Annotated in this window: 13 protein-coding genes; 6 read left to right on the top strand and 7 right to left on the bottom strand. The window is 42.9% G+C overall.

Going from position 1 to position 21,500, the window contains the following annotated elements:
* Positions 1-74: 74 nt before the first annotated feature.
* Together AB0756_RS02975 and AB0756_RS02980 are read left to right on the top strand one after the other, a co-directional pair.
* Positions 75-1,787 carry a diflavin flavoprotein gene (locus tag AB0756_RS02975; protein WP_038082581.1) on the top strand — a complete coding sequence of 571 codons (1,713 nt, stop codon included), beginning with the start codon at positions 75-77 and terminating at the stop codon, positions 1,785-1,787.
* A 245-nt stretch (positions 1,788-2,032) separates the two neighbouring features.
* Positions 2,033-2,539: a phosphate-starvation-inducible PsiE family protein gene (locus tag AB0756_RS02980; protein ID WP_050046494.1), complete on the top strand. Its 507-nt coding sequence runs from the start codon at positions 2,033-2,035 to the stop codon at positions 2,537-2,539.
* A gap of 133 nt (positions 2,540-2,672) precedes the next feature.
* Here AB0756_RS02980 and AB0756_RS02985 read toward each other — a convergent pair whose 3' ends face one another.
* The 3 genes from AB0756_RS02985 to AB0756_RS02995 form a co-directional block, all read right to left on the bottom strand.
* Positions 2,673-4,040: a pentapeptide repeat-containing protein gene (locus AB0756_RS02985; RefSeq protein WP_050046495.1), complete on the bottom strand. Its 1,368-nt coding sequence runs from the start codon at positions 4,038-4,040 to the stop codon at positions 2,673-2,675.
* Positions 4,041-4,143: 103 nt separating this feature from the next.
* Complete coding sequence (fahA, locus tag AB0756_RS02990) at positions 4,144-5,457, bottom strand: fumarylacetoacetase (protein WP_038082582.1); 1,314 nt, start codon at positions 5,455-5,457, stop codon at positions 4,144-4,146.
* A 60-nt stretch (positions 5,458-5,517) separates the two neighbouring features.
* Positions 5,518-6,291 (bottom strand): phytochelatin synthase family protein, encoded by a 774-nt coding sequence (locus AB0756_RS02995; protein WP_237266012.1) that lies wholly within the window; start codon positions 6,289-6,291, stop codon positions 5,518-5,520.
* Between the two features lie 1,065 nt (positions 6,292-7,356).
* Between AB0756_RS02995 and AB0756_RS03000 the strand changes: the two genes are divergently transcribed.
* Positions 7,357-7,509, top strand: coding sequence for a hypothetical protein (locus AB0756_RS03000; protein WP_167844580.1), 153 nt, complete (start codon positions 7,357-7,359; stop codon positions 7,507-7,509).
* A gap of 502 nt (positions 7,510-8,011) precedes the next feature.
* Positions 8,012-8,254, top strand: a complete 243-nt coding sequence (locus AB0756_RS03005) for an effector-associated domain EAD1-containing protein (protein ID WP_038082583.1) — start codon at positions 8,012-8,014, stop codon at positions 8,252-8,254.
* 308 nt (positions 8,255-8,562) lie between these two features.
* Here the strand turns inward: AB0756_RS03005 and AB0756_RS03010 are convergent, their stop codons facing one another.
* Entirely contained in the window at positions 8,563-13,236 is a 4,674-nt protein-coding gene (locus tag AB0756_RS03010) for an Hsp70 family protein (protein ID WP_038082607.1), read from the bottom strand.
* 486 nt (positions 13,237-13,722) lie between these two features.
* Between AB0756_RS03010 and AB0756_RS03015 the strand changes: the two genes are divergently transcribed.
* Both AB0756_RS03015 and AB0756_RS03020 read left to right on the top strand, forming a co-directional pair.
* Positions 13,723-15,336 (top strand): efflux RND transporter periplasmic adaptor subunit, encoded by a 1,614-nt coding sequence (locus tag AB0756_RS03015; RefSeq protein WP_038082585.1) that lies wholly within the window; start codon positions 13,723-13,725, stop codon positions 15,334-15,336.
* 32 nt (positions 15,337-15,368) lie between these two features.
* On the top strand, positions 15,369-18,554 hold the full coding sequence (locus AB0756_RS03020; protein ID WP_038082586.1) for an efflux RND transporter permease subunit: 3,186 nt from the start codon (positions 15,369-15,371) through the stop codon (positions 18,552-18,554).
* Between the two features lie 177 nt (positions 18,555-18,731).
* Here AB0756_RS03020 and AB0756_RS03025 read toward each other — a convergent pair whose 3' ends face one another.
* From AB0756_RS03025 to AB0756_RS03035, 3 genes are all read right to left on the bottom strand, one after another.
* Positions 18,732-19,367 (bottom strand): calcium-binding protein, encoded by a 636-nt coding sequence (locus AB0756_RS03025; RefSeq protein ID WP_050046497.1) that lies wholly within the window; start codon positions 19,365-19,367, stop codon positions 18,732-18,734.
* A 185-nt stretch (positions 19,368-19,552) separates the two neighbouring features.
* A complete protein-coding gene (locus tag AB0756_RS03030; RefSeq protein WP_038082587.1) occupies positions 19,553-20,695 on the bottom strand; it encodes an AAA family ATPase in 1,143 nt (380 codons plus the stop codon).
* Positions 20,692-21,483, bottom strand: coding sequence for an RNA ligase family protein (locus tag AB0756_RS03035; protein ID WP_038082588.1), 792 nt, complete (start codon positions 21,481-21,483; stop codon positions 20,692-20,694). The genes AB0756_RS03030 and AB0756_RS03035 overlap by 4 nt, the downstream gene beginning before the upstream one ends.
* Between the last annotated feature and the right edge of the window lie 17 nt (positions 21,484-21,500).

The following is a 21,500-nucleotide window of genomic DNA, read 5'->3' on the forward strand; positions in this document are numbered from 1 at the left end:
TAATGGCTAATAGCTAATGGCTATTAGCTATTAGCTACTAACAACTAACAATTAATAAATAACAACTAACCACTATGAAATTACGTGATGTTCAAGTTGCTTCGATTGGCGATCGCACTACTATATTGAGATCTCGTACATGGGATCGACTTAAGTTTGAAGTAGAATACTCTTTACAAAAGGGTACAACGGCAAATTCCTATCTCATCCAAGCTGAAAAAACGGCGCTTATAGACCCTCCTGGAGAATCATTTACTAAGATTTACTTAGAGCAGTTACAGCAGCAGCTAGAATTTACACAACTGGATTATGTGATTTTGGGTCATGTGAATCCCAATCGCTGTGTAACCTTAAAGGAGTTGTTAGAACTAGCTCCTCAAATTACATTTATCTGTGCGAAAGCGGGCGCAGTTGCGTTGCGTGCGGCTTTTCCAGAAAAAGAGTTAAAAATTAGCGTTGCTAGGGAGGAAGAGGTTTTAGATTTAGGCTTGGGTCATAAATTGCAATTTATTCCCGTCCCAACTTCACGCTGGCCTGACGAGCTTTATACTTACGATTCTCTTACTCGCATTCTCTTTAGTGATAAACTTTTTGGTGCTCATGTTTGTGGTGATGAAATTTTTGATGAAGGTTGGAAACTTTTAGACGAAGACCGACGGCACTACTATGATTGTCTTCATGCTGCTCAGTCTCGGCAGGTGGAAATAGCACTCAATAAATTTACTTCTTTATCAGTCAGTTTCTACGCCCCCGGTCACGGTCCTCTTGTACGTTACAGCAAAAGCCGACTCAATCACGACTATCGGCTGTGGAGTCAACAGCAAAAGGAACGTGACTTGACAGTCGCTCTAATTTATGCATCTGCTTATGGAAATACAGGCACTATAGCACAAGCGATCGCCAAGGGTATTACAAAAGCAGGTGTTGCGGTAGAATCAATAAACTGTGAGTCAGCAGAGCCGTCTGAAATTCATGCTCTTGTGGAAAAATGTGATGGATTTATCATTGGTTCCCCTACATTGGGAGGACATATGCCCACGCAAGTGCAAACTGCTTTGGGTATAGTGCTTTCTGTTGCTGCCAAAAACAAGTTAGCGGGCGTATTTGGCTCTTATGGTTGGAGTGGAGAAGCTGTTGATGAGATTGAAAGCAAATTACAAGATGCAGGTTATCATTTTGGCTTTGACACCATTCGAGTCAAGTTTAAACCCAGCGATACCATTCTTCAGCAGTGTAAAGAAGCTGGTACCGATTTTGCCCAAGCCTTGAAAAAGGCAAAGAAAATTCGGGCTCCCCGCCAACCCATCAGTGATTCTCAAATTGACAGAACTGAGCAGGCGGTAGGACGAATTGTTGGCTCTTTATGTGTAGTATCTGCCAAGCGTGGAGAAGTCACGAGTGCAATGTTAGCTTCTTGGGTGACTCAGGCTAGCTTCAATCCTCCTGGTTTAACAGTTGCAGTTGCTAAAGACCGAGCCATTGAATCTATAGTGCATACGGGAGACGAATTTGTTCTGAACATCCTTAAAGAAGGTATGAACTTGAGGCGACACTTCCTTCAACCCTTTGCGCCAGGGGAAGATCGCTTTGTTGGTTTAGCAACCCAAGCTAGTGAAAATGGTTGTCCAATTCTCAGTGATGCGCTTGCTTATTTGGAATGTAGCGTTCACAGTCGTTTGGATTGTGGAGATCACTGGCTTGTTTATGCGATCGTCAATAATGGTCAAATGCTACAACCTACAGGAATGACTGCAATACACCATCGTAAATCAGGCAGTCAATACTAAATGGCTAATGGCTAATGGCTAATGGCTAATGGCTAATGGTGAGTCCAGTCCTGCAGGCGGGTTTCCCGCCGTAGGGAACTGGCGAACCCGAAGGGCTAATGGCTAATTGCTAATGGCTAATGGCTAATGGCTAATGGTGAGTCCAGTCCTGCAGGCGGGTTTCCCGCCGTAGGGAACTGGCGAACCCGAAGGGCTAATGGCTAATTGCTGCTAATGACTAACCACTAACAATTTAGGAGAAATCAATGCAAGGATTGTTAAAGAAATCATTCATCATAAAATATGAATGGTTAAATAGATCTCTAATTGTACGTTGTCTTGAAACGGTACAAGATTTAATTGTTATTTCTTTGTGCATTGGTTTATTTAGCTTGATGGCAATTCAGCTGCGAGCCATGTTCTATTCTTTACTGCCTCCCCTAAATTTCCAAGCGGTCACTTCAGATATTTTATTTCTATTAATTTTAGTCGAGTTATTTCGACTGCTGATTATTTACTTACAAGAACAACGGGTTTCTATTGGTGTAGCAGTAGAAGTTTCGATAGTATCTGTTTTGCGAGAAGTTATTGTTAGGGGAGTACTAGAGGCAGAATGGAATCAAATTTTAGCAGCTTGCGCCTTTCTACTAGTTATGGCAGTACTACTTATAGTTCGAGTGTGGTTACCACCGACTTTTAGTGGAATCGATCCAGAAAAACGGGTTTCTTTAAGAAATCAAATTCTCACCTCAGACAAAAGAAGTTTAGAGTAGAATTCATAACTTCTTCTCTACTTCTCTACTTCTCTTTTTTTCGCCATTCTGGTATATCCTCTGCGGTTTTAAAAATAAGATAAGAGTGGGAGGCTGTAAGATAGTCCATTCTTTAAGAAATCTGGTATTTTGACTAACGTAACCTCCCTTCGTCTATCTTCTGTTTTACCCAAAGGCTAAATTCTTCGGACACAAATTTTCTATATAAAGGATATCGTTTTAGCTGCTTTTGAGTGAGATAAACATAATCACAAATTGCTTCTTTCAGTTGAGTTGTTTTATCTATTTTCCATGCTTCCAAACATACACCTGTAAGCTTTGCCTGTCGAAAATCTGCTTTGATTGCTTTCGTTTTTGTTAGGTTTGCGCCTTCCAAATTGGCATATTCTAATGTTGCTTCACTGAGATCTGCTTCTGTAAAATCGGCATTGCGGAGATCTGCACCCAAAAGGTTAGCACCTTTGAGGTTACAACCAGCAAACGATTCTTTGGCAACTCTTTTTGTAACAACTACATTTCTCACGTGTGGATCGGACAAAATTGTATTATCAACTTTAGCGGTCTCAAGGTGTTGCGCCAAATGGAAGTGAGTGCGAGTCAGTGTAGCATTTGTAAAATCTGTATTTTTTAGAGTAGCATGAGCAAAATCAGCATGAGTTAAATCAGCTCCCTTAAAACTGGTTCCCCATCTCACCAGAACAGCGATCGCAATCTTCCGCATCCACCCAAATGTTTTATCCTCTGCCAAAATTTGCCGTACTATATATCTCACTATCATTGCACCAGCGGCAATTCCAAAAGTACTTGCTATAAGGGTTCCAGATAAAGCTTCAGCTTTTGGCAAGGATAAGATAGCATCGTTACGAAGAAACCGAACAACTGGGATACCGAGTATCACTCCCAGTACAGAACCTAAGATGGCGCTAGCTATAGTTGCACATACGATCGCAAACACGGCTATAACTCCGTACATCATCTCAGAAATTGTTGCGGCTATGATGGAAACCGCAATCGCAACTGTACACACTCCTACAGCTATCCCTGCTGCAACTATTCCAGCACTCACCCCAACAAAGTTACCTGTGGTCAAGCCAAATATTACCCCTAAGATTGCTCCAGTGGCTGCGATCGTTCCTAAAGCCGCCCGTAAGTTATGAGGAATATTAAAAAGTATATAGACAGCAAACAATTCTGAGACCAGTGTTGCTGACAAGATTTTTCTTGGAGTTACCGCTAGAGGAAAAAGTACACAGCCAAAAAAAACAATAGCAAATATGGCCGTCAATCCCAAGAGTGCTGACAAGACAATTGCTATAAATACCAAACGCATTGCCTGACTCGGCTGCAAGCCAGCTTTTGCCTGACAGAAATTTGCACCCGTCAGGGTAGCATTAGTAAAATCTGCGCCGCGAATATCCGAACGAAAAAAGTTAGCACCCGTAAGGTCAGCACCTCTAAAGGAACAACCTCGCAGGTCTCGATCTGAAAAGCCATGAGCCATGATGAATGGCAACTAAATGATAAACTTAGATTATCGCTTTTTTTTGGCGTTTAGAGTACCCAGAAGGAGAATTTTGGATTTTAGATTGAGCAAAGCTTCTGCCCTACTCAGGTAAGATCGCACCTCGACACTCTCCAAAACCTATCCTAGCAAAACCTGGTTTCTCACAGTAGCCGCGCAAAATCACTTCATCATCATTTAACAAAAAAGAGCGCATCTCGCCTGTCGGGAGTTCAACCGGATTGGCTCCACGCTGAGTTATCTCTAACAAACATCCTTGCGAACCAATTGCAGTACCTGAAACTGTTCCACTAGCTAACAAATCGCCAGAATGGAGGTTACAACCATTACTCGCGTGATGGGTGAGCATTTGTGCTATTGTCCAGTACATATCTTTAAAAGAGCCACGGCTCAGGCGGAAGGGTTCTATTCCCGCCTCCCGCATTTGCAGCGATCGCACTAAAGCTTCAACTGCGATATCAACACCCCCCATTGTAGTATCTGCTGGGGAAGACAGATAAGATAGCACTAAAGGATCGTCCGGAGCACGCTTAAAAGCAGGAGTTCGGAAAGGTGCGAGTGCTTCAAGAGTCACTACCCAAGGAGAGACAGTCGTTGCAAAGCTTTTAGCTAAAAAAGGACCGAGGGGCTGATATTCCCAAGCCTGAATATCCCTTGCTGACCAATCGTTGACCAAACACAACCCGAAGATATGTTCTTCGGCGGTATCTATGGGAATGGGTTGTCCTAACTCATTCCCAACACCTACAAAGAAACCAACTTCGAGTTCGTAATCGAGCATTTGAGTTGCTTCAAAACTAGGGGTGAGTGCTTCAGGGCTTTTTCTCTGACCCTTGGGGCGTGCAATAGCTCGATCGCTTGGTATAATCGAGGAGGCACGTCCGTGATAAGCAATGGGTATATGTTTGTAGTTAGGTAAGAGGGGGTTGTCCGGACGAAAAAGCTTGCCTACGTTAGTCGCATGAAAAATGGAAGCATAAAAATCAGTATAATTACCAATAGAGGCAGGTAGTAAAAGCTTAGCATGAGACATGGGAACGAGCATTTGTTGTGCTTCAGGCGATCGCTCGTTCCACTGTAGTAATTGGCTTAGGTGACGGCGTAACATGAGTGAAGCCCCACTTCCGAGTTCCATAAGTGGATTTAAGTGAGATTTCCCGCAAGCTGCTTGTAAATGTTCCGGAAGTTCTTGCAAAAGCCCTGTCTGCAAGCATAGGAACAAATCAAGAATTTGGTCGCCAATAGCAACACCGATGCGTGGGAGTTCAGCGCTGTCTGAAAGTTGAAATACACCAAAAGGTAAGTTTTGAATTGGAAAATCAGTGTTCTTGCAATTGGCAGATTCTACCCAACTATGCAAGTTCGGGTCATGGGTGGTATCAATGAGACGACTCATAACATTTTATAATTAGATTGGCGTAAAATTTAGCGATCGAGTAGTTGGCAATGGAAAGTCTTAAAAAGGCTGGGATATATTCATGTATGTTTCCAATATATTGAGTTGTTTATTAGCTAGAAAATCAGTACAAGTTGGAGAAGAATGCGATCGAAAATCGTCTTCTTTCGATAATAAAATGTAACCTCGGGGCTTTCCAGTTGCCGGATCGAGAGGAGCAAGAGCATCCCAGAGTAGTGATAAAGGAACCCAGTGTGACGGGTATTTAAAGCGAGCAACATCCATAATTAAAACTAAATCTCGTTTTCGATGATATCCTCCTATCGGGGAAAAATGCCCATCTCCAGTTTGTCCTAAAACTTCTCGTGAGTAAGAGACAACCATGTGAAACCCTTCTGGAGATCGAGCAGCTTGTTCGATCGCTTCTCGAAATGCTTCGATAGTTGTATTATCATAACGATAAGCCTCTACTTTCGCTCCATTACAACGTCCCAAACAGACAAATTGGTCAAATGTCATTCCCCGTTCTTTAATTGCTCGCAATTGCAAGCAGCAATCAAGTATTTCCTCACTGTACCATCGCCACAAACCTTTCCAGATTCGACCCGGATCGATGGACAGTGCGTTAAGGACAACAACGAGCGTACCAAGACCGCAATAAGCAGGTTCTGACTGGGTATGAAACTGCTCAGCCAGAGCAAAGTAACTGTCCATACCTCCTAGAGTTAATGCTTCTGTGAAAATTTGTCTGCCTTCTAAAGATGAAAAAGCAATAAGTTGTGACGGTAAAGGTCGGCGGTAAAATCCATGAGTGTCCATACATTGATAAATCATTCAATTTGTTTATTAATTTAGAGTTATTGAATTGCAATATAAATTGTGAAAGTAGGTAGGGCATGACTTACCAAATTACGAATGAGATCGGTCATGTCTTACCTAACGTCAAGTATTTTTCCCAATTTCCCAGCTATTTTTAACATCTTTCCATAAATTTGGATTTCTTTAGGTAATACTAATTTAGTGGTTTAGGGTTAACAAGCGTAATTACTTTGCAATTGCAATTGAGCGCCTGCATCATATCTGGAGGCCGAATTAATAAGATTTTACTTTTCGTTACAGAGGTTTGTGTTTTCGCAAAATCACCCAGAAAAAATTACTGAGTTTATCTTAAACCCTCCTATTAGCTGGAGAGTCAAGTGGCTTCAGTCCAATTTGCAATTATGGATTGCAGATTATTCTGTTACTGGTTGCCGTGAAAATTTCATCCTAATTTCATTTTTCTTTGAAATACTAAGTATTAAGTGTAGTTTTATAAAAAAACAAAATTTCTCTATAGCAATCCTAAATCATTTGTAAAAATTTGGATTGCTAATAGCTAATGGCTAATATCACATCCGGTAGTACAACCATAATAAAATGAACAAGTATGCATTCTTGAACAAGTATCTACCGTACCAATGCCAAAGCGTATTAGCATAGAGCTTCATCTATTGTTTAGATTTCAGGGGCGAGAAGTTATCCAGGACACACGGGTAGCTCTTTGGATGAGCCAGCTAAAACTTTATATATAATTATACCAAATACACGTAAAATCGCTTCAAGTAAGGCGGCCTTTCCAAAACCATTGGTTCCGTCAAATCCCGTGATACCATCTGATAACTCACAGTAGTTGGTGTATCACCAAAACAGCGGAAACCTTTAAGAGTTATAAAACATATTTTCATTTATCTAAGTACATTCTTTTAATATCATTCTCACATTTCTAGCAAAATAACTTCCTAGTGTCAAAGAATATTAGTAGTGATACCAACAAAAAAAAGGCTGGCTACAGCTAGCAGCCACAAATTTATCTTGCCTTCTACTAAAGTAGAAACGCCTTACTGTATAGGAGCAGTAATCGTGACCGTCCAGCTATCCCAGCTTGACTTCCAACGACTCACCCGCATTGTCCACAACTTACCCGACTTTGCCAACGTGCGCGATCGGACGCGTTGGCTTCCAATCAGCAACAACCGTCTTGTTGTTTCTAGCGTGAATCAAACCTACATATAGACGATTCAATCGTCTATATGTAGATTCAAAACAACAGGAGGATTTATGCAGCAAAAAACAAACAAAAGAGGAACTAACCCTAATAGAATCAAAGCGCTCAAGAAGTCGGTAGCGTCTAGAAAATGTAAGAAGTACGTAAAAGTGGGTTTGCTACCGCATACAATTTCCTTACTTGATTCCACTGGGTAATAGGTCTGGAGCTATTGACGAAGCAATTGCTTTGATTGAAAAACATGGTTTGATGAACGAATTTCTCAAGCAACTAAAAAACCCGGAATTGAACTGAGTTATGTTTGAAGGTCACCTGAAGGTCACCTCAAGTCCCGATTGTTTTTAGGAGATGACTCAATTTCCCAGTCCCGCCTGCTGTTGTATAATAGTTATCGCGTATTGGACGAGTGCGAGAATTAGGTCTTGCATTAGGTGTGAATCGCATTCACTAACGGTTATACAACTGTATTGCATTATTTTCTCGAATTATCTGCAATATAACTAACTTGTATTGAAAAATATACACTTATCTGGTAAACAGCATCAAAAATTACAAGAAGCTTTCATTGATGCTTTTCCTAATAAATTTTCGTTAGAGGAGATGTTATTAGTTAAATTAGAAAAAAATTTAAACGTAATTGTTGTAGGTAGTGATTTAAAAGAAATCGTTTTCAGATTAATACAAAAAGCCAAATCTGAAGGATGGCTTAAAGATTTAGTTGATGCAGCACATAAATCGAATCCTGGCATCTAAGCTTAAAAGCGATCGCAATTTGTTGTTGCGGGAACTGAAAGAGCAATTTGGACAGGAACGATTTGATAAACTGGGGGAGTTTGTACTAGATTATGTAGCGCAACGACTGATACTAAATCCGCCTCTTGTACCCCCTTTAATAATCTAGTCCGCGTAGGCGGACTTCGTTTGTACAGCCACGATTTCCAATCGTTAGGGTAAAAGGGGTTGGAGAAACGGATTTGGTATGACTGAGCGTAAGTCCTAGCTTCGTTACACAGTTCGGTTTTTTTGCGCCTCTCTACTTATCTCGACGAGCGCCCTAGTAGTTACCATTCATTATTAATTGCGGCTCGCAAGCGGCGTAAAAGTTCTACCGGAATGGCATAAAATGACCGATCGCTGTGAATCTGTCCGCTAGCCGACTCCTGTCTGCGCTCCAACGAGAAAGTTAACAGTCCAATTACTTCGCTCCATTGATTCAAGATAGGTGCGCCACTGATACCTCCTTGCAAAGGAATGCTCACCTCCAGCACTCGCTGAGAGCAAAGCGGGCTGGGACGGACACGATTAATTAACCCTATGTTGCAGTAGAGATTCTCGACAAATCCTCCACTTTCAGGAGAAGGAAAACCAACGGTTACAATCCGCTCTCCCACTTCTACTAGTTCCGAAAAGCCCAAGCGCAAGGGTGTCAGCGGATTAGATACTGGCTGCACCTCCAAAATTGCTACATCATCTGCACCCCAACTGGGCAAATGAATCGATACAACTTCCAAAGCCCCCTCGTTGGTAATCACCCGTACAGCTTGGGATGGAACACAGTTTCCTGTTTTCTCGTTTATGAGTACGTGGCGATTGGTAGCGATGTAGCGAGAGCCAATGACAAAACCACTGCCACTTGCAGCCCAACCATTCATATCAACATGTATCCAAACAACTGAGGCAGTGTAAATGCGGACAGCATGATTGAGGTTGGCAAAATCTGGTTGGTGAACTCCCAAGGGGGCTGCATGTTCGCGCAATAACGTTGTGTAAGCTTCGCGTTGTCGGAGACGAGCTAGAATTTCTAAACCAAGTTCTACTTGTTGGGAAGACAGAGGTGCAGCCAGTCGCTCAAACTGGGTCAAAGCTTCTGAGTAACGTTGCAGACGTAAAAAATGTTGTGCTAGCTCTTGAGGTTGACCTTCAAGGTTAATGGGCAAGTTCTCCAGCACGCTCAACCATCTTTGATAGTTGGCTGCGATATCAATGATAACCATTTTGGCATCTTCAGCGCGTTGCAGTAACTGCTCGCCATCTTCTAACAAACGCTGTACTCGATCGGTAATTTCTGTAGCACGCCAATCTAAAGATTTATAACCATCTAACCACAGGCGAATACTGCGGCTTAAGGTATTCCATTGATCTAGTGCTAATCTGGTGTTGTTCTCTAATTGAATGCGATCGCGATAAATATCAAAAAGTGTATTGTTATTCGCAGATGTGGGTGAATAGCGTTCCCGATGTCTTTCGTAAGTTTGAAAGCGATCTTGAAAGCGGGTTGACAAAGCAAGAACGTCTGCTGTTTCTACATCGTGCAAGGTCGCTTGCAACTTTGCCATCAGCTTTTCTAAACCAGATAGCGATTTTTGATAGAGTTGTGAGTCACGGAATCGACTTTGCAGCGAAGTCATTTGTGCGGGGGTGAGCAAATGAGAATCAGCGATCGTAATACTCTGTTCATTACCTGTCCCAACGTCCCGAGCCGTTACAGTGAGCAAACAATTAGCATCAATAGCAAACTTAACATCAATTTGCGGTACGCCGGCTGGGGCAATGGGAATGCCTTGTAAGATAAATTCGCCAATCTTGAAATTTTCTTCAGAAACAGATGATTCTCCCTGAAAAACCTCAATTCTAACCGCAGTTTGGTTATCTTCAGTGGTCGTGTATCGCTGGGTGTTGTCAGTGGGAATTGTGGTGTGTTTGGGAATGACACGACTAAACTGAAATTCCCCAGACTCAACCCGGCATTTAATCCCTAAACTAAAAGGTACAACATCAAGCAACAGCGTGTTATGGAAATCACCCGTGAGAATTGCCGCTTGCAAAGCCGCACCACGGGCAACAACTGTCAAGGGATCGTATGCAGAATCAGGCTCTAGATGAAATACATCGCCAATACATTGGCGAACTGCGGGCATTAGCCCACCCCCTCCAATCAGCAGGACACGAGTGGGTTTTTCTGTGACTTTTTGGCAGGTACTGCGAATCCGTTCCAGCCAGGGGGATGCCAATCGTTCTAGTTCTGCTCGTGTTAGGGTTAATTGGATTGTGCGATCGCCAATCAGATAAGGTAAATCGATTGTCCATTCGCTTTGTGTAGACAGTTCAATCTTGAGTTCTTCACAAGCTTGGCGCAAGCGAGTTGCAGCTTGACTGTTGCGCGGAATCTCTTGCCCTGTCTCAACCTTGACAAATTCATTAAAGTGCGTGTAGATGATTTCGTCTAAATCTGCACTTCCAAGAGTGTTATCACCCTCAATCTGATGTACTTCAAACACACCACTTCCAGTTTCAATAATGGAAAGGTCGAAAGTTCCCGCACCTAAGTCAGCGACTAAAATTGTTTCAGTTTTATGTTCGTAGATATGCTGGGCAAGACAAGCCGCTGTTGGCTCGTGGATCAACCGCAGCACGCGAATATCCGCGAGAAATCCAGCAGTTTTAGTTGCCCGTTTCTGCGCCTCATTAAAGTAAGCTGGTACAGTGATGACGATGTTGTTTAAAGAAATTACGGGTGGATATTGCGCTAGAAACTCATTCACCCAATCAGCAGGAGCAGCGGATCCCATCGTTCTTGCGGCAATTGTCGAAACTCGGGCGGTAATCTGTGTTCGCAGGTACTCCCTGGCAAACTCACGCGCACAGTTGATAATGCGGGCGGAAATTTCTTCGGCTCGATATTCCTGACCCGCTGCGCGAAATTTTAGGTCTGTTCCCATGTGCCGTTTAGCTTTGGTGATGATGGCGCGAGGGGACTTGCTCAACAACTCAGCAATGGGGGTTCCTACTATTTCCCGCCCCGATTGGTCGATCGCGAAAACCGAGGGGATCTGCCGTTGTCTTCGCCGTTCCACAACTTCTGGTCTTCTTTCTCGTTTGTTGTAAAGACACACTACACTGTTACTAGTGCCTAAATCCAAACCAATCGCATCAACATAATCTGCTAAAACTTGCTTAGTTGCATCTGTTACCCATCTTGTTGCCTGCTCCTCAAAATAGCGACGATCCTGCACTTCTATCTCAGGAAGCTCAATCGCTACCAAGTCCAGCCATTTTTGCCCCAACAGATCTTGCTGTGCCAAATCTTTGATCCGCCGCCATAATTTGGCTTTTTGGGTAGCAGATTGTCCTGCAGCATTGGCTTGCTCTGCACACAATTGGGCTAGTTGTTCTACCCGTTGAGATCTTTGCAGCAATTCTTGGAATTGGCGATCGAACACAGCTTGCTCATCACCTAGTTGCTGTTGGCGTAACTCTGCTGCCCGCAAGAACTCCCCGGCTTGTGCGTAAAGTGCGATCGCCCGCTCGGTTTCTCCCAACTGTTCATACAGGGATGCCGCCATAAAAAAGTCACCGCCTTCTTCTAGCAACTGTGCCTTTCTTCCGATATCAACTGCTTCCGGGGAAGCAGATTCTAGGGCAACTAAAGCTTGTCCAAATGCACTAGCTTTTTCAAATAACACAGAAGCAGCAAAATAATCTTGGGCTTTCTCAGCTTGCGATGCAGCTTCGAGATAGTTTCCCGCCGCCTCTTCCAGAAGACTCCAGCGTTTAAACAGGTCTGTGGTAGACTGTCCCGCACAGCCTGACAACTCAGCCGTTAAGGCAGCACGAGCGGTTCTGACTGCTTCTGATAAAAGACGTTGTGTCCGTTCAGCTTCAGGTACTTGAGATTTTTCCTGCCATGCTGTGGCTACAGACTTTAACAACTGCACAGCCGCTAAAAATTCCTGATGTTCGATGTGTAACCTAACTGTGTTCTCTAATAATTCTCGAATTGACTGCACCCACTCAGGGGTAATACTGGGACGGTATTGAATAGCTAGCCCTAATTTTCCAAGTTTCTGGTGACAATCGCTGACCCGTTCTAGATTACCTGCAGGTTGAAAATGTGTGATGGCTGTGGTGTAGTCCCCATCTTGCCAAAAAATCTCTGCTACTTTCTCATGCGCTTGAGCGATCGCTCTCTCATCTCCTAACCGATTAGCCAAATTCAACTGCCGCAAAGCATGTTCCTGACCAGCTAGAGGCATGAGGTAATGCACAGCACTGCGGTAATCTTGAGCAGTTTCCGCCAAATCCGCAGCTTCAATATAGCGATCGACAAGAGCGTAAACTTGATGTATTTTGGGAAGTTCATCTGGCTGCAACTGTGCAAAAAATGACTTCCAAGGAGCGGCCAGTTGAAAAGTGTGATTTTCTAAAAAAATATTGACAACTTCCAAAAGTTGTGATTTATCTAAAGTACCTTCCTGACGCCGCTTGAGTAACTTAGCTAACAGCAGGTTGCTATCACCAATTCTTGCTGCTTGCAAACATATCTGTTGCTGGATTTCCTGTATCGATGAAGGTTCGGGCAATCGTTGCGATAGTCGCCATGCAGCGTCCAGATTTTGAGCGGTTTGAGGTTTTGCTTCTAGCAGAAAAGAGAGTGCTTGTCCGATCGCCAAGCTAGGACTCGGAGTTTGTTCGCCTAAAAGCGGATCGAATTTAAGAATGACTTGAGTGAGTTCCTGGCGATCGCTGCATTTCCTGGCCAGAAATAAAGCTTGTGTATAAGTCTGCCAAGCTTTGTCCCTGTCTTGGGTCGTCTCTAATTGTCTTTGTAACTTTTCGCAAGTCTTGGCTAGCCGTTGACGAGAATTTTTCAATCCCTGTAGCGTTCTTAGCAGATTGACTAGAGGTCTGCATAAAGCTTGAAATAACCTCTTTAAGTGCAAGTGCCAATTAGACATTTTTCTTTTAGGAAACATAAATATATTTAAGGCAGACGCGTCAAAGGTTTTTTAATATTCATGTTGTCATCAATTGTCTGTAACATATCACATGGTGGATTGAATAATGCATCATGCTATATGCTATTTCCATAGTTTTAACAAAGTCATCCCACGGGATACACGGGGATTAGCTGAAATATCAATAAATGAAGTTCTGTAAAGAAAATCTTTTTCAAAAATTTATACGAACTGCACTGTGTAAATTTACTTCACAGACCATTAAGTGAAAGTGTCTGTACAGAAATTTTAAAGTCAGGAAGTTGCATGCAATCTTAGATAGCGAAATTATGTGATTTCTCTAACTCCCTAAGGGATTTGGGAGTTGGTTTAGGGATAAGGGCTGTTTGCTGATTTCATCTCATTTTCATTTCTCAGTGACAAACTGAAAGGTGCATGCACATTTTGTATTCTTTCTTCCCAGTAGTAAAAATTTATTAAAGCACCATGCCCAAGTCTTTGCCTCAGTTGTTTAAAGTAGTTCCTTGCATTTCCAGTGCAGCCCTAAGCTTTATGTTACTATCCAGCCCCACAGCCGTTTTAGCGCATGCCGGACACGGAAATGAATTTCAAGGTGGTGAAACCACTAGCGGTACCGCCTCGATTCAAGTGGAAACTGAAACTGCTAAACGCATGGGAATTCAAGTTGAGCCAGTGAAGCGTCAGCGATTAGCTGTTGGCATTAAAACTATCGGACAAATTGAAACTTTACCCAATCGACAAGTGGAAGTTACGACTCCAATTTCTGGGGCAAAAGTGGTTGAACTGTTGGTGGAACCTGGTGCATTGGTTCGCAAAGGTCAACCTGTTGCGGTTTTAACTAGTCCCGATTTGGTGACACTGCGCGTTGAGTCCCAAGAAAAACTTGCTCAAGGACAAGCCGATTTGCAACAAGCGATCGCAGACTTAAAGCTTGCCCAGCAAAACTACGAGAAATATCAGCAGATTGCAGCAGCAGAGATAGCAGAAGCACAAAGCGTGGTTGCTTTTTCTCGAGAAAAATACGAAAAAGACCAACAATTGACAGACTCTGGTGCCTTACCACGCCGCACCGCTTTGGAATCTCAAACCCAGCTAGCACGAGCAAAAGCAGAACTCACCAAAGCAAACAGCCGCCGCGATGTGATTGAGGCTGAAAATCAACTCAAACGCGCTCAAGCAGCCGTTGAAGTGGCAAAATCGCGTATTAAACTTAGCAATGCTGCTTATGAAACTCGGCTGCAACAACTGGGAAATCGAGCAAACGTAAAAGGATTGGTAACGGTAACTGCGCCAATATTCGGTAAAATTGCTGATAGGGAAGCAACTCTCGGTCAATCTTTTGAAGATGCCGGTGGTAAGCTCATGACCATTGTCAACGATCGCCGAGTTTTTGCAACAGCAAGTATTTATGAAAAGGATTTAAGTAAAGTTAGGACAGGTCAACAGGTCAACGTTAAAGTGACTTCTGTTCCCAATCTCACTTTCAACGGACGTATTGCTGTCGTTGGATCTGTGGTGGAAGGCGATACACGAGTTGTTTCTGTAAAAGCAGAAATAGATAATACAAGTGGAGTTCTCAAACCGGGAATGTTTGCAGAACTTGAAATTCTCACTAATGAAGCATTGTCAGAGAGCTTGGTAATTCCCAGTTCTGCCATAGTTGAGGCAAATGGCAAGAAACAAGTTTACGTGCAAAGCGGTAATACTTACCAACCTGTTGAGGTTACCTTAGGTCAAACTTCTGGAGATCTGGTTGAGGTCAAGACTGGTTTATTTCAAGGAGACGAGATCGTCACACAACGCGTACCTCAGCTTTATGCTCAATCCTTAAGAAGCAGTTCTCACAAAGGAAAAGAAATCCAACAAACTTCTTCCCATTCCCCTACTTCCCCATCCCCAACTCCTCTGTTTTGGCTGCTAGCAGCAGGGGGAGGAACTGCGATCGCAATTGTCGCTTTCATCGCTGGTGCTTTCTGGTCTGGTCGTCAAACCAACTCTCAACCACCGATAAAGTCCATCACTTTACCAGAAGAAACTCACACAGAAAAACCAGAATGGAGTGATGGCATTGCCCGATAAAGGTCAAAAATTTTACAAGTAATCTATCAAATATGCTAAGTAGTATTATTAAGTGGGCGATCGCACGTCGTTGGCTCGTCATTTTGGGAACAATTATTCTAACTCTGTGGATATTTCGTACAATTATCCAAATGCCCTTAGATGTGTTTCCCACCTTCGCACCTCCACAAGTCGAAATTCAAACAGAAGCACCGGGGCTAGCCCCTGAAGAAGTAGAATCCCTAGTCACTTTACCTATTGAAAGTTCTATCAACGGGACTCCAGGAATTACAGCAGTCCGTTCTGCAAGTGCGTCAGGGCTTTCCGTTGTTAAAATCATTTTTAATTGGGGAACAGATATCTATCAAGCCCGCCAATTAGTTACAGAACGGTTGCAACAAGCTCAAAGCAAACTTCCAGAAGGAGTAGAAACACCACAGATATCTCCCACCAGTTCTCCCATTGGAACAGTGTTGCAGTATGCCTTTTATATTGGGGACAAGGGAGACAAGGAAGAAAATTCTACCGTGTCTACCCCCTATCCCCCCTCTCCCGTGTCTCCCACTTCCTTGATGGAACTGCGACGTATAGTAGATTGGCTAGTCACCAATCGTCTATTAGCTGTCCCTGGGGTGAGTCAGGTTGTTGCTTATGGAGGAGATGTTCGTCAATATCAAGTTTTAGTCGAGCCAGAAAAGTTAAAAGCTTATAATGTTACCTTAGAAGACGTAGTAGAAGCTACATCTGCTGCTAATATCAATGCCCCTGGCGGTTATTTAATCACTTCGGATCGCGAAAAGTTAATTCGGGGTATCGGGCGCATTGAATCTCTTGAAGAATTACAGCAATCTGCGATTACGGCTCGCAATGGTACGCCTGTAAGAATATCCGATGTTGCTGACGTGCAAATTGGAGCAGCTATTAAGCGGGGAGATGGGAGTTTTAACGGTCAAAAGGCAATCATTGTGATGATTAACAAACAGCCTCAAGCCGATACTCCTACTGTAACTCGTGCTATTGAAGAAGCCATGAAAGAAGTTATGGCTAGCTTGCCAAAGAATGTGAAAGTACAAGCAACATTTCGGCAAGAAAGTTATATTGATTCTTCAATTGAAAATGTCAGAGAGGCTTTAGTTGAAGGTGCTATTATTGTCGCCATTATTTTAATACCCTTTCTTATGAATTGGCGCAATTTAGCTATTTGTTTAACAGCCCTTCCGTTATCTTTATTGGTAGGAGTGTTGTTACTCAATTGGATGGGACAGGGTTTAAATACAATGACGTTGGGTGGGTTAGCAGTTGCTATTGGTTCGGCTGTTGATGATGCAATTGTAGATGCAGAAAATGTTTATCGCTGTTTGAGAGAAAATAAACATTCTCCCAACCCATGTCCTGTTTTGGATGTTGTTTTTGAGGGCTGTCAGGAAGTCCGAGACTCGGTCTTTGGCGCTACCATCATTACTATAGTTGTTTTCTCTCCAGTTTTTGCTTTAACTGGTGTAGAGGGTAGTATTTTTATTCCTATGGGTTTGGGTTATATGGCAGCAGTAATTGCTTCGAGTATCACCGCCCTAACTGTCACTCCTGCTTTATGTGCAATTCTTTTACCTAACGGTTATTTACCAGAACGAGAGCCTTGGGTTGCCAGATGTTTTAAGCAACTTTATTATCCCTTATTGACGTTTTCTCTCCGACGTTCTGGAATTGTTTTAGCTATAGCAACTGCTAGTTTGCTAGCAGCAACTATTATTTTTCCTTCTTTTGGCAGAGTGTTTTTGCCAGAATTTCAGGAGCAAACTTTAGTCAATACCCTAACTCTTTATCCTGGAGTTTCTTTAGAAGCAACAAATGCTGCAGGTGAAGCAATTCAAGCAGCACTGAAAGGCGATCCGAGATTTCCTTACGTGCAATTGCGTTCTGGACGCGCTCCTGGTGATGCTGATGCGGCGGGTGTGAATTCAGCACACCTAGACATTGAATTGAGCCCCAAAGCTATGGAAGATAGGGAGGGAGCTATTGCTAAGTTGCGGGAAGAATTTGATAAGTTACCGGGAGTTGCACCAAATATTGGCGGTTTTATCTCTCACCGTATGGATGAGGTTTTATCAGGGGTAAGAAGTGCGATCGCAGTGAAAATTTTTGGTTCGGACTTAGAACAACTTCGCAATCTCGGAAGTCAAGTCAATGAGGTTATGAAAACGGTTGAGGGTATTGTTGATTTGCAACTAGAACCTCAAGTTCCTATAGAACAAGTACAAATTAAGTTTAATCGCCCTGCTGCTTCAAGATATGGATTGACCATCGGAAAGCTTTCTGAAACAATTGAAACTGCTTTAAATGGAAAAGTTGTATCACAAATTTTAGAGCAACAACAAACTTTTGATTTGGTGGTTTGGTTAAAAGCAGAAGCACGTCAAAATACAGAAACGATTCGCAATTTATTAGTTGATACTCCTAGTGGAAATAAAATTCCCCTCGCACAAGTAGCAACAATTGATAGTGGAACTGGACCAAACACGATTAACCGTGAAAATGTCTCCCGTCTCATTGTTGTTTCTGCTAATGCTAGCGGTAGAGATTTACGCTCCATTGTGAATGAAATTCGTAACAAAGTCAATCAACAGGTACATCCACCTTCTGGGTATTACATTGAATATGCAGGTCAATTTGAGGCACAAGAAAGAGCCAGTCAAAATATTTTAATTTTTAGTGCGATCGCTTTTATCATTATTACCATCATCATGTATCTTTCCGTCAAATCAATCTCTTCCACCGCCATGATTATGATTAACTTGCCTTTGGCATTGGTAGGAGGAGTTTTTTCAGTCGCTTTAACAGGTGGTGTAATTTCCATTGCTTCTTTAGTTGGTTTTATCACCCTGTTTGGAGTAGCAACACGCAATGGATTGTTATTAGTCGATAATTACAATACAAAATTGAAAGAAGGAATGCCTTTGAGAGAAGTTCTAATCGAAGGCTCGATGGAACGTCTCAATGCTATTTTGATGACAGCTTTTACCTCAGCTTTGGGATTAGCACCACTGGTTGTAGAAAGTGGTGCGGGTAAGGAAATTTTGCAACCACTTTCGATAGTCGTTTTAGGTGGCTTAGTCACTTCTACAGCTTTAACATTGGTAGTCTTACCTGCTTTATATGCTAAGTTTGGTAGATTTTTGGTATCTAAGCGATCGGTTGTAGAAAATAGGAAACCTATTTCCCCCCTTTTTAAGGGGGGTTAGGGGGGATCGAAACCGCTTTTAATGCACTTTAGAAGACTAGTGTGTACACCGTAAGATGCATTGGGGAGGGAATTGGATTTTCCATTTCCCCCCTTTCATGCGTGGGGATTAAGGGGGGTATAAGTTCTATTTTAAAGTCAGGAACGCCTTATTATTTTCAAGGCAGAACTGTACTGATTAACCCAAAATAAAGTCTGCACCAATAATAACGTTCTGAGTATTCTCGACATAGGCAATCAAATCACCTTTATAAAGGATATCTACTCCATTACCAAAGTTGCTGAGTGAGTAATCACTCAAACTTCCAGTGACTTGAATTTTGTCACCTTCTGCCCAATTAAAGTCTTTTATAGTGTCAAATCCCAATCCATTATCATAGACAGTTCCCCATTCACCCAGAATAAAAGTATCTGCGCCTGCACCCCCAGTTAAGGTATCGTAGCCATAGCCGCCAGTAAGCTTGTCATTACCAGCTTCACCATACAGCTTGTCATCGCCGCTACCGCCAGAAAGCTCGTCATTGCCAGCACCACCATAGAGGAGATCGTCACCGTATCCACCATAGAGTTTGTCATTACCAGAGTATGTTGGATTCAGACCGCCATAGAGAGTATCATTTCCGTCTCCACCGTAAAGGGTGTCATCTTCATTGCCACCATACAAGGTATCATTACCACCAAAGCCAAATAAAGTATCGTAGCCATCGTAATCATCGTAACCAGAGCCGTAACCAGAAGCGGGATACCCATAGATAACATCGTTACCTTCAGTACCGTAAAGTGTGTCGCTGAGGTAAGTTCCATTGATAGACATATTTAAGTTCCTTGTTTGTGTACTAAGGTTGTGTAAAACTGCGTTTTAGGTGCAGTTATAAAAGTTATCTGGGTTAAACCGAGAATTTACGCAACTCATTGATAAAATATTTTCCAAATTTTGAAGGTAAAACATCAGTTTTTTTAATAAAAAATAGAAGGGTGGTATTACCCACCCTTTACCTTCTATTGAGTTATCCAATCCACCTGTTGCGCTTCGATAATATTGGGAACTTCCAAACGGCTCCTCATTCGGTAAAGCACTTTTTCAGGTACCATGGCGTCGCGATTGCGATTTCTGTGCAACAACTCATCCCAAGGAACTTCCAAATAAACAATGCGAATCCTGGCTTGATAGCTGGAAAACAGGCGAATCAACATCCCGCGTAACTGACGGCTCAGGTTCGTTGCATTCCAAACAAACGATTGTCCCGATCGCAAATATTCTTTAGCCATCGCTTTTGCTTGATTGGTGACAACTCCTTGGTCATCATCTGGGTCAACACCCATTGTCTTTCGCAATTCATCTAAAGAAATAACTTCCCAGTCTGCCAGATTTTCCTGAATCCAGGTATCCTTACCAGAACCAGGCAATCCCGACATGAGAACAACCTGAAAGCGAGTGTCATCATAAGCATCATAATCTGGGTAGCTATTCTCTTTTTGAAAATAAACAAACCGACTGTGAGCCGATGGAAACAATCGCGGGTACTCCAAGCACATATTTTCCTGACAAAATTCGCGGAAAAACTCAATCCGCTCAAACAACTGGGCTTGGTCATTGCAATAACGCCCCCGAACATCAGCTTCAGCAAGCATTGCCAGCATATCGCAACGTATAATTTGGCTAGCTCTAATAACAGACTGTTCTGGATTGGGCTTATCCCAAAACCACAAAGGCAAACTGCCAAATTTTACCAAAGCAACAATTGCTTCCCGTTCTCTCAAAGGAACATCCAAATCCCAGAGAATCTCTTGTGCCATTTTTGCTCCTTGTAGGACATGACCTTTAGAGGAGATAGCGCCATCTTCTTCTATTTGAGTGGCGGCTGGTTTTGCAACATCGTGTAGCAAAGCAGCAGCAAATAAAACAGAACGCTCCTTTGGAGGTAGCGATCGCCATTGAGGTAAAGCAACCAATGCCTCGCATACCAAACGCGTGTGTATCAGAACATCACCCTCAGCATGGTAGCGGGGGTCTTGAGGACAGTCAGCCAAAGCACTGAGCCAGTCAAACTCAGATTCTAACGCCGACCAATCGAGCGACCAGTTCGTTTCGTCAGGACAGTGAGGAAACGACCAAGATATTGAAGAAACAGAAGTATTCATGGTTGGAACAAATCGACATCAGGACGCAGAATATTGGGTATGATGGGGCGGTTGAGCCAATGCCCATCTGATTGCTTGATAGTTGTTAAAAAGCTCGAACGAACGTACTTGTAGCGTGCAGTTACCGTATCTCCCACTTCAATCTTGATATACAAACCTTCCATAAGATTTGTTTGGTCGGTTTGCTTGAGAGAACGTTCTACATCCAGTCCCCGTTCCTGGCAAAGTTCCTGAAAGCGTTCTAAATGTTGGGGAGTTTGGTAATGGGAATTGCCCAGCAATCCTATCAGTTGTTTGTGAGATAGGAGTTCCCCAGCAAACAGCACGGGTACGGAAACCAATGGTAACCCCCCTAATAACTGCTTGCGGCTAGACGTACTCAGAAATTGTTGCTTTTCCAAATCCAGCACATCGTACTCAAGAAAGTAATGAGGTAAAGCGTCGTAAAACACAGTGTGCTTGGCGTAAAGCCATTCACCAAACAAAATATAACGAGTTCCCAACACCTGCCAAAAAGCAACAGCGTGGGTATTTGCCCACTGTTTGAACAGATTAAAATGCTTTTCCCTCTGTCCTCCCGTGAGATAGTGTCCCCGACTTTGCAATTGGAGTTGACCATCAACACCGAAACTAATAGCAGCATTTGCTCCATCTACTTTTTCTTCGACGACTGCATATTGCTGTTGTATGCTGCTAAAGGGAACGCTATCAAGATCTTCATCCCCAGGTTGCAGTCGCGAACCCTCAATATGATGGGTACGCGGATATTTGTATATTTGTGTTTCCATTGTTTTACCTTGGCAAC

Source organism: Tolypothrix campylonemoides VB511288_2 (assembly GCF_045999855.1).
GTDB classification, from domain to species: Bacteria; Cyanobacteriota; Cyanobacteriia; order Cyanobacteriales; family Nostocaceae; genus Scytonema; species Scytonema bouteillei_A.

Excerpts from the sequence above, each read along its gene's own strand:
- AB0756_RS03025 (WP_050046497.1), bottom strand. The coding sequence starts at position 19,367 with ATGTCTATCAATGGAACTTACCTCAGCGACACACTTTACGGTACTGAA.
- AB0756_RS02995 (WP_237266012.1), bottom strand. The coding sequence starts at position 6,291 with ATGATTTATCAATGTATGGACACTCATGGATTTTACCGCCGACCTTTA.
- AB0756_RS03030 (WP_038082587.1), bottom strand. The coding sequence starts at position 20,695 with ATGAATACTTCTGTTTCTTCAATATCTTGGTCGTTTCCTCACTGTCCT.
- AB0756_RS02985 (WP_050046495.1), bottom strand. The coding sequence starts at position 4,040 with ATGGCTCATGGCTTTTCAGATCGAGACCTGCGAGGTTGTTCCTTTAGA.
- AB0756_RS02975 (WP_038082581.1), top strand. The coding sequence starts at position 75 with ATGAAATTACGTGATGTTCAAGTTGCTTCGATTGGCGATCGCACTACT.
- AB0756_RS03020 (WP_038082586.1), top strand. The coding sequence starts at position 15,369 with ATGCTAAGTAGTATTATTAAGTGGGCGATCGCACGTCGTTGGCTCGTC.
- AB0756_RS03010 (WP_038082607.1), bottom strand. The coding sequence starts at position 13,236 with ATGTCTAATTGGCACTTGCACTTAAAGAGGTTATTTCAAGCTTTATGC.
- AB0756_RS02980 (WP_050046494.1), top strand. The coding sequence starts at position 2,033 with ATGCAAGGATTGTTAAAGAAATCATTCATCATAAAATATGAATGGTTA.
- AB0756_RS03035 (WP_038082588.1), bottom strand. The coding sequence starts at position 21,483 with ATGGAAACACAAATATACAAATATCCGCGTACCCATCATATTGAGGGT.
- AB0756_RS03015 (WP_038082585.1), top strand. The coding sequence starts at position 13,723 with ATGCCCAAGTCTTTGCCTCAGTTGTTTAAAGTAGTTCCTTGCATTTCC.
- fahA (WP_038082582.1), bottom strand. The coding sequence starts at position 5,457 with ATGAGTCGTCTCATTGATACCACCCATGACCCGAACTTGCATAGTTGG.